19 protein-coding genes are annotated in these 15,415 nt (G+C 43.0%); 6 read left to right on the top strand and 13 right to left on the bottom strand.

Annotated features, from left to right (window positions below; genetic code table 11):
• Positions 1-55 precede the first annotated feature (55 nt).
• From O7C57_RS07855 to O7C57_RS07805, 11 genes are all read right to left on the bottom strand, one after another.
• Entirely contained in the window at positions 56-514 is a 459-nt protein-coding gene (locus O7C57_RS07855) for a hypothetical protein (protein ID WP_154621876.1), read from the bottom strand.
• Between the two features lie 50 nt (positions 515-564).
• A complete protein-coding gene (locus O7C57_RS07850) occupies positions 565-1,017 on the bottom strand; it encodes a phage tail fiber protein (protein WP_154621877.1) in 453 nt (150 codons plus the stop codon).
• A 9-nt stretch (positions 1,018-1,026) separates the two neighbouring features.
• Complete coding sequence (locus O7C57_RS07845) at positions 1,027-2,514, bottom strand: DUF3383 domain-containing protein (protein ID WP_163861016.1); 1,488 nt, start codon at positions 2,512-2,514, stop codon at positions 1,027-1,029.
• A 10-nt stretch (positions 2,515-2,524) separates the two neighbouring features.
• Positions 2,525-3,040, bottom strand: coding sequence for a phage gateway protein (locus O7C57_RS07840; protein WP_251463908.1), 516 nt, complete (start codon positions 3,038-3,040; stop codon positions 2,525-2,527).
• Between the two features lie 471 nt (positions 3,041-3,511).
• Positions 3,512-3,961, bottom strand: a complete 450-nt coding sequence (locus O7C57_RS07835) for a lysis protein (RefSeq protein ID WP_269723879.1) — start codon at positions 3,959-3,961, stop codon at positions 3,512-3,514.
• A gap of 20 nt (positions 3,962-3,981) precedes the next feature.
• The gene (locus O7C57_RS07830; RefSeq protein WP_167520916.1) at positions 3,982-4,155 is read right to left on the bottom strand and encodes a hypothetical protein; all 174 of its coding nucleotides are present in this window, start codon (positions 4,153-4,155) and stop codon (positions 3,982-3,984) included.
• Complete coding sequence (locus O7C57_RS07825) at positions 4,137-4,607, bottom strand: lysozyme (protein ID WP_163861015.1); 471 nt, start codon at positions 4,605-4,607, stop codon at positions 4,137-4,139. Before O7C57_RS07825 ends, O7C57_RS07830 begins: the two co-directional genes overlap by 19 nt.
• Positions 4,607-4,876, bottom strand: coding sequence for an HP1 family phage holin (locus O7C57_RS07820; RefSeq protein ID WP_154621882.1), 270 nt, complete (start codon positions 4,874-4,876; stop codon positions 4,607-4,609). Before O7C57_RS07820 ends, O7C57_RS07825 begins: the two co-directional genes overlap by 1 nt.
• Positions 4,877-5,504: 628 nt before the next feature.
• Positions 5,505-5,936: an antiterminator Q family protein gene (locus O7C57_RS07815; RefSeq protein WP_163861014.1), complete on the bottom strand. Its 432-nt coding sequence runs from the start codon at positions 5,934-5,936 to the stop codon at positions 5,505-5,507.
• 328 nt (positions 5,937-6,264) lie between these two features.
• Entirely contained in the window at positions 6,265-8,502 is a 2,238-nt protein-coding gene (locus O7C57_RS07810; RefSeq protein WP_269723878.1) for a VapE domain-containing protein, read from the bottom strand.
• Between the two features lie 3 nt (positions 8,503-8,505).
• Positions 8,506-8,718: a helix-turn-helix domain-containing protein gene (locus O7C57_RS07805; RefSeq protein ID WP_154621885.1), complete on the bottom strand. Its 213-nt coding sequence runs from the start codon at positions 8,716-8,718 to the stop codon at positions 8,506-8,508.
• A 115-nt stretch (positions 8,719-8,833) separates the two neighbouring features.
• Here O7C57_RS07805 and O7C57_RS07800 point away from each other — a divergent pair, with 115 nt between their 5' ends.
• A complete protein-coding gene (locus O7C57_RS07800) occupies positions 8,834-9,457 on the top strand; it encodes a LexA family protein (RefSeq protein ID WP_154621886.1) in 624 nt (207 codons plus the stop codon).
• A 484-nt stretch (positions 9,458-9,941) separates the two neighbouring features.
• Positions 9,942-10,178 carry a hypothetical protein gene (locus O7C57_RS21620; protein WP_163861012.1) on the top strand — a complete coding sequence of 79 codons (237 nt, stop codon included), beginning with the start codon at positions 9,942-9,944 and terminating at the stop codon, positions 10,176-10,178.
• A 29-nt stretch (positions 10,179-10,207) separates the two neighbouring features.
• Here the strand turns inward: O7C57_RS21620 and O7C57_RS07790 are convergent, their stop codons facing one another.
• Positions 10,208-10,603 carry a hypothetical protein gene (locus O7C57_RS07790; RefSeq protein ID WP_154621888.1) on the bottom strand — a complete coding sequence of 132 codons (396 nt, stop codon included), beginning with the start codon at positions 10,601-10,603 and terminating at the stop codon, positions 10,208-10,210.
• A 145-nt stretch (positions 10,604-10,748) separates the two neighbouring features.
• On the opposite strand from O7C57_RS07790, the gene O7C57_RS21615 reads away from it, so the two are divergent.
• From O7C57_RS21615 to O7C57_RS07775, 3 genes are all read left to right on the top strand, one after another.
• Positions 10,749-10,883, top strand: coding sequence for a hypothetical protein (locus O7C57_RS21615; protein WP_269723877.1), 135 nt, complete (start codon positions 10,749-10,751; stop codon positions 10,881-10,883).
• A 9-nt stretch (positions 10,884-10,892) separates the two neighbouring features.
• Positions 10,893-11,594 (top strand): hypothetical protein, encoded by a 702-nt coding sequence (locus tag O7C57_RS07780; protein WP_269723876.1) that lies wholly within the window; start codon positions 10,893-10,895, stop codon positions 11,592-11,594.
• A 508-nt stretch (positions 11,595-12,102) separates the two neighbouring features.
• Positions 12,103-12,654: a DUF2815 family protein gene (locus tag O7C57_RS07775; protein WP_269723875.1), complete on the top strand. Its 552-nt coding sequence runs from the start codon at positions 12,103-12,105 to the stop codon at positions 12,652-12,654.
• Here the strand turns inward: O7C57_RS07775 and O7C57_RS07770 are convergent.
• Positions 12,646-13,209, bottom strand: a complete 564-nt coding sequence (locus O7C57_RS07770; protein ID WP_154635753.1) for a hypothetical protein — start codon at positions 13,207-13,209, stop codon at positions 12,646-12,648. The genes O7C57_RS07775 and O7C57_RS07770 overlap by 9 nt on opposite strands.
• Before the next feature lie 19 nt (positions 13,210-13,228).
• Here O7C57_RS07770 and O7C57_RS07765 point away from each other — a divergent pair, with 19 nt between their 5' ends.
• A complete protein-coding gene (locus O7C57_RS07765) occupies positions 13,229-15,286 on the top strand; it encodes a DNA polymerase (RefSeq protein WP_163861009.1) in 2,058 nt (685 codons plus the stop codon).
• The last annotated feature ends 129 nt before the right edge of the window (positions 15,287-15,415 follow it).

Here is a 15,415-nt window from a genome sequence, read left to right as displayed (position 1 = left end):
TCGTTATAACGGTTAGTAATGGCAATTTCCCATAGGTCCATTGCTTCTTCTAAATCTATTGAGGTTTTGAGCTCTGTGAAGGTGGCGAGGCGTTCACTGACGATGACGGCAAAGAACCCATCAGCGTTTTTATAATCGACGGGAGTGAACCGCTTACCTTGCTGAGCAGGAAGTGGAGGAAACCTTGACTCCCGTCGTTCCCGAAAAAACTGGTGTTATATTTCAGCATTTCCAACTCTAAGCGGATCAGGGATTCGCCGTCAGTCACATGATTATCAATGAGCGTTTGTGTTTTAAGCGGTATTTCTTCACCGTCGATAACCACACATACGTATGCCATCATCTTCAGCATGGCTTCTTTGCTGACCTCGTAATTACCAATTTTAGGTGCATTGGATAACGGGTACTTAGCTAAGATTTCGCGCCCAACCGTAGCGGGTAGTCGACTAATTACAAATGATTTTTCAATACCATCAACATCTTTGATAGCAACTTCTTTAGGCTTAATTAGCATAGTGAACACCAATAAAAAAGGCGGGATCCCCCGCCATAATTTGAAATAAATTAACGTACTCGCGTGCTATCGAAATCCTGAAACACAAAGGTATAGGCTTTGGATTTCAAACGCCCTGCGGAAGCCGCTGAGTTACCACGGCTCCCATTGGTAATTTTGCCATTACGCGCCGTGACCGTTGAACCATCACCATAAGACGCCACAAAGGTAATGATATCCCCAGCATGTCGACGCCCTTTTTTAGCGGTATTAGCCTCGAGCAAAATAGACAGATTCTGATCTTCTTCACTACCTGCTACGACGTTAATTGTGACGGTTTGTGGTGTCGGAGTGGACCAACTCACCAAGTTACCGTTAATATCCATGCCCGTTTGTGCGATATCGACCGCGGGTAAATCCAGCGGATCCGCATCGTCAGCAAAGGCGGTAATTAAAATCCCTGTGGGAAATGTTTTGTTGGCTTGAATAATAAAACTCAAACCGGTTGCAGATACATCATGCATGTTCTACTCCTAGACTAAATTATGAGAACCTTCGACTTTGCGAACCCAATCGCCTTTGCCATAAATCAATACGTATTTCATGACATACTCAGGCAGACCACTTTTTCCTGTATTTTCAACAATCTGTGCGTTATACCAATAGCCTTTATCTTGTACGTCATACCATGCGAGGTCATCACCGGATGCGTCCGCAATGGCGAGTTTTTGCGCATCTGTCAATGTTTTCCCGGCTAAAATCGTGCCATTATTAATCGCCTTTGTGACCGCACCAGCAATCACCATTAACGCTCGTGCTTCACCGTCTTTATTCGCTGGAACACCGCGTGTTGCCAACAGCAAGCTAAACCACTGCTGAGCAATATAGGCTTTTAACCACTGTTCATTGGCGTGCACACTCATATCTAATGGGTTTGATGCTCCACCGCATAAGAAGCCTCGCTGATAAAAACGAATTTGTGAGCCTGCTATCGCGGTTTCACCGTAATAATTCACACGCAACTTATCGAATCGATCAGCCGCTTTATCCGTGGTCACTTGTGCTGGGAATGTCACTCCGAGTTGGCGAAACATATAGTTTGTCGTGGCGTTAGTCCGGTCATAATCGGTCGCCGCCATCACCGCCATAGGTAACGATTGAATAAAGTGAACGTTGTCCGTTTTTAGGTTCAAGCCCACAGACGCAGTGTCCATTAAAGCCGCGCTGAAATCTTCAACCTGCTTTTCACTAACGTTAATGTGTAACTGGTATTTGACGTTCTCACCCGATACATACTGCGCTAATGGCACTGCTTGCTCTAACGTCAGTTCAGCTAAAAAGGTGGCACTCCCAAATGAGTCCGACACTTGCTCTGCCACAATAAAGGCTTCCAGCGGTGTTTGTGCAGGGTTACCTTCAGATGCGCTACCTGAAGACAGCCCCATGGCATCAGCCAGCACGGAATAATCAACGTGGATAGAAGCACTCTCTTGCACTCCTCCACTGAGTTCAAAAGCACTCTCTAATGCATTAAACGTCAAGTAACTGCTGGAAAATTGCGGTTCCTTTTCTGCATTGAGTTTCGTTTGAATGATGGACGCAATATCCGCATAAGATTTTGCTTCCGATAAATCAATGTCTTTATAGTTTTTGGTCACAGTACCGATAGTGACAGAGAGAGTGCCATCGGCAATCGCGCTTAAGTCCGCTAACGCTGCCGCTTTAACACCAAACAGTGTAGGCATCCGCCCTACTGGTTCATAAGACGCAATTTGTAATTCTTTTGGCTTACTCACGGGAGCAGGACTGACATAGCTAAAATATTGTCGAGCAAAATGCGCTTCTGGAGAATCAACACCCAGAAATTCATCGACTTGACCATTTGCAAATTCAAGCACTTTACCCGCTGGAATTTTAGGATTGGTAGAAAATAAACGAGCAGTTAGTTTACGCATCGGAACAGAAGACGCGCCAACAACCGCCGATGCGATATCAACGTATCGAGTTTGTTTAATTGGCATAGTAAAAACCTTATATGCGATGGATATCAGGATAAAGTGCACTAATGGCAGCTGTATCAGGGAAAAGAGAACGTTTAAAGGTCACATTAAAATCAAATGAAGGATTTTGTTCGTAATCACCATGTTCGTTCACAGAGTAAGGTTGGCGAACTGACGTTGCTCGCTGCACGCCAATACCTTGCTTTCTCAGCGTGGTGGCAAAAGGTAGCGAATTGACAATCATTCTGACAATAGCCGCAATATCAGTGGACGTATAATGTTCTATTTGATTCACAAACACTTGAACTTGATACGTTTTTTCAGATAACTGATGTTCTTGGTGACCCGCTTTATTACCTTGAACGTGATAGGTTCTACTTTGCCAACCGTGACCGTGTTCATTTATGGGAAAAAAGACCACCATATTATCTTCACGGTCTTGCTTGATAGACGGAAAACCCGCTTTAACGGGGATCTCGATGCCGACTTCTTTCAGCTGCATCAAGATTTGTTTTTGAATAGCTATTTCAACATCATAATCTTTCATAAATTTCTGTCTCTATACAAACCATTGATTTACAACCATTTCATTTTCAATTCGTATCACCCGCACATCATGTTTCGACCGTTAACAACTGAAAACCGGGTGATAAGCCACGCTGTATGGCTTGAATATCGTGTATACCCAAAAGCCCTCATTTGAGGGCGTAAAAAAGATGGCGTTAATCAAACAGTAGTCAGGCGGTTGGGCCAAATAGGTCAGCGTCTGTGTTCGTCGTATCGACTGAATTCCCTTTGATTTGAGATGATTAACCTAGCAACTGATATTTGACGGGAAGCACATGTCGAATCGCCACACTCATTGTATTGAGCTATCTCCCACCGCTTAGCCCGATGAATTTAGGTGAGAAAAAAAATTTGGGATAATTGGCGTTTATCTGCTGGTATCTCACTTCACTGGGTGCCACAAGGTTACATCCCACTCACCGAATGACATGGGTAAAACCTTGCATATTGGTTATTGGATACACTGCATTTTTATGTAATCTTGCAAACCTAAGATGATTTGAGTTGACTCCGCAATTCGCTCTCTGAGTAACCAATAATTTCGGATAGCGGCGTCATCAGGTCGGGCGGTGGTTGCATCATCCAAGCCGGAGGCGGTAGTGCCTTCGGATTTTTTACAACTGGCTTTGATGTACACCCGCTCAGGATGACGCTCAGCAGCAATACGCAACTGGTCAATTTCAATCTGTGCATTGGCTAATTCCTGAGTATGCTTAATATCCAGCTTATGAAGGGATTGGACGCGCTCTTGGAAATCTTCATTGATTTTGATTTGCTCTGTAAGTTCAGCCAGCAACCTAGCATTTTTGGTGTTTAATTCCTCTATCCTTTCATGCTGCTTCCACATCCCCCATACGGCCACCCACGCTGCAATAAATAGCAATGCTCTCGCTGTATTCATGACAATTACCGTCTAGAAAATTAAAAGTTAACTTGTCGCCCTTTGTAATGTTCGAATGCCTTCAAGCAACGTTTTTCTAAACTGGTTTTGTCAATAGCGCACGTGTTGTCAGTAAGCAGGTATACGCCCGAAACAATGAACACCATGAAATAAATAACAAAACCAGCAATAACCACTACAGCTTTCCATGACATATAGCGGCCTCCACTTCTCGGCGACTAACCAACCCACGCCACACTTTACCACCCGCGTAAACCCATCTTTTTAACTCTTCACAAGCGCCATATTGATCACCTGCATTAAGCTTTTTAAGCATGGTTGATTTAGCGAATGCGCCGGTACCCACATTGAAAGCAAATGAATATAGTGCCGCTTTTGTGTGTTCGTTGATGGGAACTTTGATTAGCCGGTCGACCTGCTGTTTGGTTCTCATGAAATCCCGTTCTAACAGCTCGTTGCACTCTTCTTTTGAATAAACTTTATTAGGAACAATGTCTTTCCCTGTATGCCCATAGCAGACCGTTAATACCCCGCCGACATCTTCATAAGGCTCATATCTAACCCCTTCAAAATGCGCAATCACGGTTAAAGCGATAGCCGATGCCCCTGCACCTACAAGCACAGTTAATTTTTGTTTGAGTGACATTAGATATCCTTAGGCGCTTTTGCCATAAGTTCAGCCGCTATTCGTGCTGTCGCAGAGGGATTTTGTGGATCGGTTTTATGTACCAGTTCTTCAAATAAACGCGTTCGTTTTCGCTGCTCTCGTCGATTCATAAAGAAGGTGGCGAGTCCAAGAATGATGCTAAACGCCATCCCGATAATAAAGCCCCACTCATACAGCGATAAGCTTGCAAAGAATGCTGTAAGCCCAGCACTGCCGTAGGCTGCGTTGCTGTATTTATCCATACGCATAATCCCACCCCCTACGGAGTGCCCGAAATTAAAAGTTTTTGGGGATTTCTGTTTTTTCGCCCTCATTTGAGGGGATAAAAGAAGAAGTGATTATTTGAAGCATGATTTAGCTCATGCGGGCTGTTCCGTGCTACCAGAACTTTTTCAGCGTGTTATAGGTATTGTGAAGGCAGTCTTTCGTCAGTTTGAGTTTGCGCCATGCCTTATCAAGCATCAGTCACCTGCGGCTAATTTTCCCCACAATGAGAACCCTACTCGCTTTAATGCCGCTATGTGCAAGATAGAAGCTAGCAAATAGAGTTTTCATTGCCTAGAAAGCAAAAAAGCCACCGAGGTGACTTTTAAATAATTTCGTGAAAAACAGGTCTATTTAACATTATAGCCCTTACACGCCCCGCGATTTTTGAACTCAATTAAAATGTCACCTCAAACAGCTAAAAATCACTATCTTCTAGGCTATTTTTACTGTTTATCGCGAACAACATTTTATTAACAAATCGTCACTATTGCTGTTTAACTAAAAACCGGAGCGTAAGGTTTATTTTTGATAGTTTTTTTGCGGTCCCCAAAAAGAAAAGGCCCTCAAACTGAGGGCCTTTGCCATGGGTAGAACACCATTTTTATCAGATTAACACACATTTTGCGGTCGCACTAATTTCAGCGTATCGATTGAGTGTTTTTTATACAAAATATCTATATCCAATTGAATATTAAGTGCTTCTAAGAAACCCAAAACAAAACTTTCAGCAATTTGCATCTGCCTTCGCACTTCATCTTCTCGGATTTTGAACTTACGCCCAACGGCACGTTTAGATTTGCCCTTGATGTAATATTCTTCAAGATAAGCGCGCTCACGTTCCATACCGACGGTTGAAAGTTTAGCGACACATAAGTCAATGACTAAACCGTCCTCATCACTACACGACAGCCTATTACCACTAGATCTCGGTGAATAATCGCTAAAGCCTGCCGCCACTGTTGACCAACCTAACGCAGCATAATGATTACCAGCAGACCAGCCGCCCCAATGTGTCAAAATTTTCTGTATATCTCTGTTCATAGTTTCCGACCTGTGTTTTTCTGTACCAATTGCCCCAATTTCAGGCATCGATCACGACAAAAAGCATTTGGTTAACTGAAGCAAGTAAAAATAACTCATTGAGCAACTAGACAACCCATGACAACCTAGACAACCTATTTCTATTAATACTTTTTTAGCGCCGATATACTTATATGTGTATCGTTTTTTAAACGGTTGTCTAGGTTGTCTAGGTTAACTAATTAATGAATTATCAATATGTTAAAAGCAGACAACCTCGCGCTTATAGGTTGTCTAGGTTGTCTAGGTTGTCTAGGTTGTCTAGGTTGTCTAGGTTGTCTAGGTTGTCTTATTCGCAAATAAATACACGTTGCTGCTTACCTTCAAGGAATTTACGCATCGATTTATACCCACAATTTTGCAGAACATTGCTAATTCGCATTTGTTCGCGTCTTGAGATATTTTTAGGATCGAGATTCAACGCTTCTCGCAAAACGTCGGCAGCACGTAAAAAACCACGCGTTCGCGGTTTTTCACCCGTCATCAAATCAGGCTCATCCAACCAACGTTCAATAATTTCTAACCAAGCGTCTTTAATGGTGTATTTTTCATAAATGTGTGAGGCTAAATATTCAGCGGCTTCATATTGGACACCATCCGCTTTAAACATTTCGCGGGCTTCGGCCCACAGTTGAAGAACATCACGCCGAATATCATCAACGTTGACCTTAATCACCTCGACCGGAAGCCAACGGCGATTCCCCGTACGGTCGGCTAAGAACTCGTCCTCATTGGTGGTACCGATAATTAATGAACGACGCGGGAACTGTGTGGCAAACTCCTTAAACTTTGGGATCCAGTTCTCATGTGTGCGGGTGACAAAGGCTTTGATGGATTCAAGCTCTTTCGTATTCAGTCCGCGTAGCTCGCCAATTTCAGCGACTAAACGACCGCGCATTTTACGTGCTAAGTCATCATCTTTTTCAGCAAAAGAGATTTCTGTAAAGAACGTCGGATCAGGGCATAGCGCCGCGACCCCCGTGGACTTCCCACATCCTTGAGCACCAATTAAGATAGGCACCATGTCAGCTTTAATCCCCGGTACCAAAACACGCCCTGCCATCGCCGTCCACATATAGAGAGAAACAGCGCGGGTATAAGGTGTGTTCTCCGCACCAAAATGCGTGTGGTAAAACGTCTCAACACGCCTAACGCCATCCCACTCTAGGTTAGTCAGCCACTCGATAGCCGAGTCGAATTGATTCTCTTCCGCAGCAAGTAAAACCACATCACGGATCAGCTCACGCCCTACAGGTTTAAAATCGCGCTTTTCCATCGCAATACGTAAACGCGAATAGTCCGCATCGCTAAACTGTTGCCATTCATTGGTCCCGGTTGGCGCGAACATAATTTCATCGCGAAAGGTATCAAAGCGAATTTCGATATCGATAAAGTCGGGGTGCATGACCGCTTTAGCCACATTATCAATGGTAGATTCTATCCGGCCATATTTATCACGCTTAAATGAAGGTAAAGGCAATGGCTCGTTAACGACTTGGATCGCCTCAAAATCGTCTACGGTTACAACCGCTGTTTTTAAACGCTCACAACCAGGGTTAATCCACCCTTCTTTTTGGGCTAACGTGAATATCGCTTGGTAGCCGGTGCGGTCAGCACGGAGTTGAGACCACTTATTTATTGCAGCCTCTTCATCGCCCTTATCTGCTTTAGCGGACCATTCAACCCATAACGCTTTGGCCTTATCTTCATAATCGGTATCTTTGAACCAGGCCAAACGATTCCCCATATCAACCCAAGTTGGGTAATTTTCAGCAAGGCGTAATACCTGCGGATGCCACAGCGCAGAGCGAATATCCTCAAAAGTGTGACTATCAATGTGGCTTAAATCGACTAAGCGCGTTAGGTCATCGCCCGATACTGTATTAAAATCAGAGCCATCAACAGCGTTACTGTGCAAGACGAGATTGGATGCCAGAACGGTATCAACATTAATCACCGCACCATCAAATTCAAGAAATTGAGCGCCTTCATGCGGGGCAAATACCATATGAGATGGCTCATAAACAGAGCGATCCCATTTGACAGGCTCATCGCTTAACAGCTGGTAACAGTCCATGATCTCTTGTTCAACACGTGGACCTAATTCGGCATACATGTGAGCTGTCACGCTGTTATCTAGCATAATGCCGATGCGCCAGCGTTGCTCATTATTGGCGGTTGGGTGTTTATGGCTAGCCGTCGTATAACAAAAACAGCGGTACATACTCAGGACACCGGTTAACCGGTTCCAAGCATCTAAAGAGCAGCCATCCATATCTAACCAAAGAACGTGACGATGACCGGCATTAGCCGCACTACGCCCTTTGGTTTTATTGATCAACGCACCCCAAATATAATTAAGACGCGCCTTTTTCTCACGCATGGCCTCTATTGAGTCATTTGGAGACACATTAATCGTTTTTTTAAGCGCTTTGATAGCTAACTTATACTCATCAAAGCTAGGCGCTTGCGCTAATTGAGGACGATTATCCCTAGCGGAGCGCCCTACTGAATAGGTGATCCGCATAGGCTAAACCTTCGTTGAAACTGATGAGCCCTTTAACAACCACTCCGGGTCACACTGTAAAACTTGTGCTAATTCAAGGATAAATCGAGGTCGAGAAATGACATTACTCTCTATTCTATTAATCGCTTGTTGCGTTAAACCTACTTCTTCAGCTAAATCGTGCTGCGTATAACCAAGTAGCTTACGTCTTTGTTTTACTCTATTACCAAGTGTCATTAACGACCCCCTTTAACAATATTCGTAGTATTTCATCACCACAAAAACTGTTTGTCAAATACAATAAAATTAGTATTAATAGTGGGAGGTAAAAATACTCCTAGGAATCACAAAAATGTCACTAGCAACAAGGGTACGACAGCGTAGGTTAGCACTTAATTTGACCCAATCTGAATTAGCTGAACGCGCAAATATCAGCCAGCAATCTGTCGAGTCGATTGAAAACGGTAGGACACGAAAACCAAGAAATATCATAGAACTGGCTAAAGCTTTACAGTGTCACCCAGAGTGGCTACTCAATGGTAAAAGCATTATGCCAATGGCGGAGGTAAACTCTCGTAGAGTTCCCCTATTAAGCTACGTTCAGGCCGGATTATTTAAGGATGCAGACCCCATTACTGATCATGAAGGAAATTTTGAATATATCTTAGTTGATGATGATATTAGTGAAAACGCATTCGCACTAAGAATAGAAGGTGACAGCATGAACCCTGAGTTTAAAGAGGGGGATATCGTTGTTATCGACACGGAACTTTGCCCTAATCCTGGCGAATTCGTTTTTGCAAAAAATGGCGGAAATCAGGGAACATTTAAGAAATATCGCCCGCTAGGCATTGGTACCGGCGAGTTTGAGCTTGTTCCGTTAAATCCCGATTATCCTACACTCAATAGCCACGACTACCAAATTGCGCTTATTGGTGTCATGGTGGAACACCGAATTTACCGTCGAAAAAGGTAATTTCTCCCCCCAATTCCTTCAAAGAGAGTTTTCTTGCAAGCAGCCAAGAAGACTCTTTGCCACATCTCCATATCATTTTTACTCGTTTAATTAATTTATAAAACAAATAGATAAGTATCTCACAGGCTAAAATACAATTTTAACTGTTTACAAATACTATTTTTATAGTATTGTTATTCACACGACTTACTACATAACTAGTAAGATTTTGCTCTTTAACAATCTAGAAAGTCGGAACAGTACAAAGCCACCTGTTTAGACCCCTACGCAAAAATGCGACGTATTAGCAGGCACGATCTGTTTGCTAAGAAGGTTACTTCCGCACGAGAGTGAGAACGGCAAGGAATGGGCAACACTGGCAGTAAGGCGTTGTACAAACGCAAAACCACTCATTATAGGCCATTCAATGAGTGGCCTATAATGAGTTGATTAATAGGCAGGCGATGGAGATATGTGTGAATGCTTTACGAAACTAGGCAAGGACATGGAAAGTCGCATCAAAGCAAAACGTCCAGAAGACGCAAACCTACGATCCGCTGGGTGGAAACAGTCGGGCTTGTTTATGTCTAGCGGCATCATGTCAGTTAATTATTTCATTGAATACAGTATCAGTTATCAAGAATTCAAGAAGGACGGCACACCAAAAGCTCGCATGACTAGGCAGGATTTCCCCGTTACATTCTCGTTCTGCCCTTTCTGCGGCGTGAAATATAACAGCTAGCATCGTGTTTAGTTAAAAATGGTAGTTAACTACTTAGCTTTAAGCGAATCAACGCAACTTATTAGTGCATTTGCGGCATTGACTTGAGATTCATCTATGGATAAATAAATATTATCTGAAAGGCTAATGTCAATTCTTGCTCCGCCATAGTTATGGTTAAGGATATTGATAACCCCAAAACTATAGCCGGTTAGTGACGATTTATTTTTTATGTCTATGGGGTTTGTCATTTTTACAATCAATTTCTTGCTGTCGTACAAGTCATCTTTTAACTCAGCCAAGTAAATATTTTCACACTCAACAGAGAAGCCCTTCTCTTCTATAGAGTCTGGCCTAAATACAATACAAACATCATCCGGCTTGCACTGATTTGTAGCCATGCCAGATGCTGAGAACAAGATCGCCGCAGCAGTAAGTAATTTCACAATCATAATCCATTTATTTAAGTGAAATGGAGTATATCAGTATTTGTGTTTAATGATAACGCAAAGGAGTATTGTCAATGATCATCAAAAATACTCCACCTAATATTTAAAAAATAATTCTTTATTATTCCTCGGAAATCATTCAATGAAAAAAGCCAAAGTGTTGCCATCGGATAAATTTCCGATGAATAACAACGTTCGCCGTTTACGTTATCAACAAAAACGTGAAGCTCTTAAACAAAATCCTAACACCACCTTCCCTATCACCTTATATCTTTGAGGTATCAAAATGAGTCTCGAACTAGCAATTAAAGAAAACACCGAAGTCATGCGCCAATTAATTGCCACAATGCAATCAGGCGCAGTCGCACAGCCTCATACCACATTAACACTAGATGCAGAATCTCAACTGAGCAAAGCTGAAACAAAAACAATCAGTAAAAAAGAAACTGCTAAAATAGACACACACTCTGTCATTAATCCGATTGATATTCATACCCTCAATTTAGAGCAACTCGCTGTCTTAGCGGTATTATTTAACGGTAACTTTGACGAACTCACGACTGAACAACTTGATAAAGTCAATGCAACCATAGCTGCTACGGGTAAACATCGAAATACCCAAGCCGATGCCCTCTATATGGCGCTAGTGAATTTAGAGGAAGTCACCAACTTACCAAATAACACCATCCACGACCTGTGTTTGGAAATGCTACGCCATTGGTCTGATATCGTCGGTATTACTGAACGTCGCGAATTTGCTATCGAACTTCTCAGGGCCGGTAAGGTCACGAGCAAATCGCCAGAAGATACCGACCCTAAAGTGCTGTTTGAGCAAGCTGAAAAACTCATTTTGCAGTTAGCAAAAGGCGGCTATCGCAATGACGCGGTTGAAATTCTTACTCAGTTTGGTGCTAAAAAATTAGGTCAAGTGCCCGAAGATAAATTAGCCGAAGTGGTTGCGCTGGCGAAAAAAGCCTTAGAAAGTTAACTCCCTGATATGCAGCAGGAACTTATCCTTAGAATTAACGGCACTCAATACGAAACCTGAATGGACTTTAGCAAGTACCGTCGCTCATACGCTGGGTGAATCTGTTTTACAAAATCGATAAGAAAATAGCTCAGGGCTAGGTCATATCCGTTAAATAAAACAGATAGCCCATAAGTTAATGCTGAAATAGCCGAGGCAATAAGCCCGCATGTTAACACCGTTTGGTAACTCGCCGTAGGAAAGAACTATTCTATACAAGCCACACAATATAAGGCTTAAAGCTAGTCACGAATAAATGGGGTAGCCAAGCTAAAATTGACAAAACCGAAAATTGGTTAAGCAAGTTAACCCTCATCGCTAGACAAAACTCGCGGCACTCATTCGCTGAGCTGAAGGTAAGCCTGTGATTGTATTCCCCGCTGCCCTCATTATGAATCCTAAAAATGATTTTGATAATGTGACCGAAAAATCACTTATCGCTGATCCCATTTAATTAAAGGTCCCCAATATGAAAGTTAAATTATCCAACGTCCGTTTGGCATTCCCTGATTTATTTGAAGCAACCCAAGTTAACGGGCAAGGTGATTATAAATTCCGCGGAACGTTTCTCATCCCGAAAAACCGTACTGATTTAATCGAATCGATTGAAAGCGCGATTAAACAAGCCGCTACCGCAAAATGGGGGGCAAAAGCCAGTGCTATTCTCAAATCAATTCGTGGTAATTCTAAACGTTTTAACTTCCGTGATGGTGATGAAAAGATTGAGTATGACGGTTATGCAGATCATATGTACATCAGTGCGAGCAATAAAGTGCGACCGCTGGTTATTGACCGTGACCGCACTCCGTTAACAACACAAGATCATCGCCCTTACTCCGGTTGTTATGTTAACGCAACCATCACCATTTTTGCCTATGACAACCAAGGCAAGGGTATTTCCGCCTCACTTGGTGGTGTTCAGTTCTTCCGTGATGGTGACGCTTTCGCAGGTGCCCGTGTCGCGAGTGAAGATGACTTCGACGACTTAAGCGTCGCCGAAGAGGAAGAATCACTAATCTAGTTCTCTTGTTATATTTGACGGGAAGGAATATTCGTATTTCTTCCCATAACTTGAAAGGTAAATTATTTCAACTTGAAAGTTATATGTTTTATTTTTTGTGTATCGAGCCATTTCATTTAAATATTTAGCACAATCTATTCTGGTAATTGGGGTACTAATCGCAATTAACGGCTCCATTTTATCTACTGCTAACGAATTTCCTTTTTTAGGGTACCCCATCCTTAAACAAGTTTGATTGAATTCAATTATATCCGCTAACGCTATAGAGGGACTTTTTTCGCTGGTATCAGATAAATCAAATTTCTGACCGTTTTTATCAATAACTATTAAATTTTCAATATAGCCAACGCCAGGACCATCATTATAAAAATAAAAACCTATCCCGTTATTATTAGGATCCGCTTGGGGAACAATAGAAATACGAGGCTGAACCGCACGAATAAAGTTAGCTTCCTGACTTTTATTTCCTGAATAAGTAAGGTAAACAGCCACGGCAGATACCGCTAGTGATAAAATTGCAATACCGAGTGCCAATCTATCCCTACTATTACTCATACATTACCTCCTATAAATTATGAAAAATACACTCTGGCTAGACCTCGAAACATTCAGTGAAAAGCCAATTCAATACGGTACGCATTCTTACGCAGAAACCGTTGAAATTATGCTTTTTGCTTGGGCGTTAAACAACGATTCAGTTAACGTTTGGGATATTACGCATAAATCCTCTATGCCTACTGAATTACAGCAAGCGTTAACAGACCCTAACACTATAATTTATGCACATAACAGCCATTTTGACCGCACCATGCTCAACCATAGTGGTATCAAAATAGATGTTAGTCGTTGGCGTGATACGATGGTACAAGCACTCGCGCACGGTTTACCCGGTGCTTTAGGGGCGTTATGTGACGTGCTTGGTGTGCCTTTGGATAAAGCCAAAGACCAAGAAGGTAAAGCATTAATACAGCTATTTTGTAAGCCTCGACCTAACAACTCAGCATTACGCCGCGCAACAAGCAAAACCCATCCCGAAGAGTGGAAACGTTTTGTGGCCTATGCAGGGCGAGATATCGAAGCCATGCGCGAAGTGCACCAACGTTTGCCAAATTGGAACTACCGCGACAGTGAATTAAAACACTGGCATCGTGACCAACGAATTAACGATCGCGGGGTGTGTATGGATATTCAATTAGCCGCCTCCGCGATTAAAGCGGTTGAAGTTGAACAAAAACGTTTAGCCCAACTCACCCAAAAACTGACAGATAATGAAGTTCAGGCGGCAACTCAGCGTGATGCCCTACTAAAACATATCTCTGCCGCTTTTGGTGTTGATTTGCCTGATATGCAAAAAAGCACATTAGAACGTCGCATTAACGATCCTGATATTCCCTTATCTCTACGTGAATTGTTAGCCATTCGATTACAAGCCAGTAGCACCAGCACCAGTAAATACAAAGCGCTGATCAATGGCGTAAGCTCAGACGGTCGTTTACGTGGAACATTGCAATTTTGTGGTGCTTCACGCACGGGGCGTTGGGCGGGTCGATTATTTCAGCCACAAAATTTACCAAGGCCAACACTTGACCAAGAGACCATTGATAACGGTATTGAAGCGTTAAAAGCAGGATGTGCCGACCTCATTTACGATGACATTATGCAACTGACCAGCTCAGCTTTGCGCGGTTGCATTATAGCACCTGAAGGTAAAAAGCTTGTAGTATCCGACCTTTCCAATATTGAGGGCCGTATGCTCGCTTGGTTAGCCGGTGAAGCGTGGAAGATTAACGCGTTTAGCGAATTCGACAGGGGTATCGGCGCTGATCTCTATAAATTGGCTTACGCGCGCGCATTCAATATCAGTCCAGAAGAGGTTAATAAAGATATGCGCCAAATCGGTAAAGTGATGGAACTCGGCTTAGGTTACGGGGGAGGAGTCGCCGCATTCTTAACATTTGCCCTCACCTATGGTCTGAATTTAGAGGAGCTGGCTGAAGCGGCATTGCCTAACATTCCACCCAAAGTGAAACACGAGGCGATCAGTTGGTATAGAAAATCGGTGGAAACCCAAAAAACCTATGGTCTCAGTGAAACCGTATTTATCACCTGTGACTCACTTAAGCGCATGTGGCGCAATGCACACCCCGAAACGGTCTCTTTCTGGTATGAATTGGAAAATACCGTGCGTCGGGCGATTGCTTCACCGAGGGTAACCTTTCCATGTCGTAAGCTTAAAATTAGACGGGATAAAGCATGGCTACGTATTGTTTTACCGTCAGGCCGCGCGGTTTGCTACCCCGCCCCACGTCATGATAACGGCCAAATCAGCTATATGGGGATTAATCCTTATAACCGCAAATGGCAACGTTTGAAAACCTATGGCGGGAAATTGGTAGAAAACGTAACCCAAGCCGCTGCCCGTGATATTCTCGCCAGTAACATGCCAATTATTGAAGATCACGGTTATGACATTGTACTCACCATTCACGATGAGGTGTTGACCGAGGCACTCGATACCCCTGCATTCAACCATGAACATTTATCCAAATTACTTGCCACCAACCCCGAATGGGCCTTAGACCTTCCGCTTAATGCCGGAGGCTTTGAGGCCTATCACTACAGGAAGGATTAAATTGTCCCGCTGACTACAATGACATTGGCTCCTATGCCGCCCAACGGTTACGCAATCTAATGCGTTGGTTGAACAACACACTTTATCTTCACTTTAATCTATCCATATCAATTTCATCTTTGAGAATCC

Origin of the sequence: Providencia sp. 21OH12SH02B-Prov (genome assembly GCF_027362595.1) — a bacterium.
GTDB classification, from domain to species: domain Bacteria; phylum Pseudomonadota; class Gammaproteobacteria; order Enterobacterales; family Enterobacteriaceae; genus Providencia; species Providencia zhejiangensis.
This window is presented reverse-complemented; position numbering and strand designations above follow the sequence as displayed.

What these genes read in the sequence shown, in the direction of transcription:
- O7C57_RS07815 (WP_163861014.1), bottom strand. Translation starts at nt 5,936, where the DNA reads ATGAACAGAGATATACAGAAAATTTTGACACATTGGGGCGGCTGGTCT.
- O7C57_RS07820 (WP_154621882.1), bottom strand. Translation starts at nt 4,876, where the DNA reads ATGCGTATGGATAAATACAGCAACGCAGCCTACGGCAGTGCTGGGCTT.
- O7C57_RS07805 (WP_154621885.1), bottom strand. Translation starts at nt 8,718, where the DNA reads ATGACACTTGGTAATAGAGTAAAACAAAGACGTAAGCTACTTGGTTAT.
- O7C57_RS07845 (WP_163861016.1), bottom strand. Translation starts at nt 2,514, where the DNA reads ATGCCAATTAAACAAACTCGATACGTTGATATCGCATCGGCGGTTGTT.
- O7C57_RS07765 (WP_163861009.1), top strand. Translation starts at nt 13,229, where the DNA reads ATGAAAAATACACTCTGGCTAGACCTCGAAACATTCAGTGAAAAGCCA.
- O7C57_RS07850 (WP_154621877.1), bottom strand. Translation starts at nt 1,017, where the DNA reads ATGCATGATGTATCTGCAACCGGTTTGAGTTTTATTATTCAAGCCAAC.
- O7C57_RS07780 (WP_269723876.1), top strand. Translation starts at nt 10,893, where the DNA reads ATGAGTCTCGAACTAGCAATTAAAGAAAACACCGAAGTCATGCGCCAA.
- O7C57_RS07830 (WP_167520916.1), bottom strand. Translation starts at nt 4,155, where the DNA reads ATGTCATGGAAAGCTGTAGTGGTTATTGCTGGTTTTGTTATTTATTTC.
- O7C57_RS07810 (WP_269723878.1), bottom strand. Translation starts at nt 8,502, where the DNA reads ATGCGGATCACCTATTCAGTAGGGCGCTCCGCTAGGGATAATCGTCCT.
- O7C57_RS07825 (WP_163861015.1), bottom strand. Translation starts at nt 4,607, where the DNA reads ATGTCACTCAAACAAAAATTAACTGTGCTTGTAGGTGCAGGGGCATCG.
- O7C57_RS07840 (WP_251463908.1), bottom strand. Translation starts at nt 3,040, where the DNA reads ATGAAAGATTATGATGTTGAAATAGCTATTCAAAAACAAATCTTGATG.
- O7C57_RS07835 (WP_269723879.1), bottom strand. Translation starts at nt 3,961, where the DNA reads ATGAATACAGCGAGAGCATTGCTATTTATTGCAGCGTGGGTGGCCGTA.
- O7C57_RS21620 (WP_163861012.1), top strand. Translation starts at nt 9,942, where the DNA reads ATGGAAAGTCGCATCAAAGCAAAACGTCCAGAAGACGCAAACCTACGA.
- O7C57_RS07775 (WP_269723875.1), top strand. Translation starts at nt 12,103, where the DNA reads ATGAAAGTTAAATTATCCAACGTCCGTTTGGCATTCCCTGATTTATTT.
- O7C57_RS07855 (WP_154621876.1), bottom strand. Translation starts at nt 514, where the DNA reads ATGCTAATTAAGCCTAAAGAAGTTGCTATCAAAGATGTTGATGGTATT.
- O7C57_RS07800 (WP_154621886.1), top strand. Translation starts at nt 8,834, where the DNA reads ATGTCACTAGCAACAAGGGTACGACAGCGTAGGTTAGCACTTAATTTG.
- O7C57_RS07770 (WP_154635753.1), bottom strand. Translation starts at nt 13,209, where the DNA reads ATGAGTAATAGTAGGGATAGATTGGCACTCGGTATTGCAATTTTATCA.
- O7C57_RS21615 (WP_269723877.1), top strand. Translation starts at nt 10,749, where the DNA reads ATGAAAAAAGCCAAAGTGTTGCCATCGGATAAATTTCCGATGAATAAC.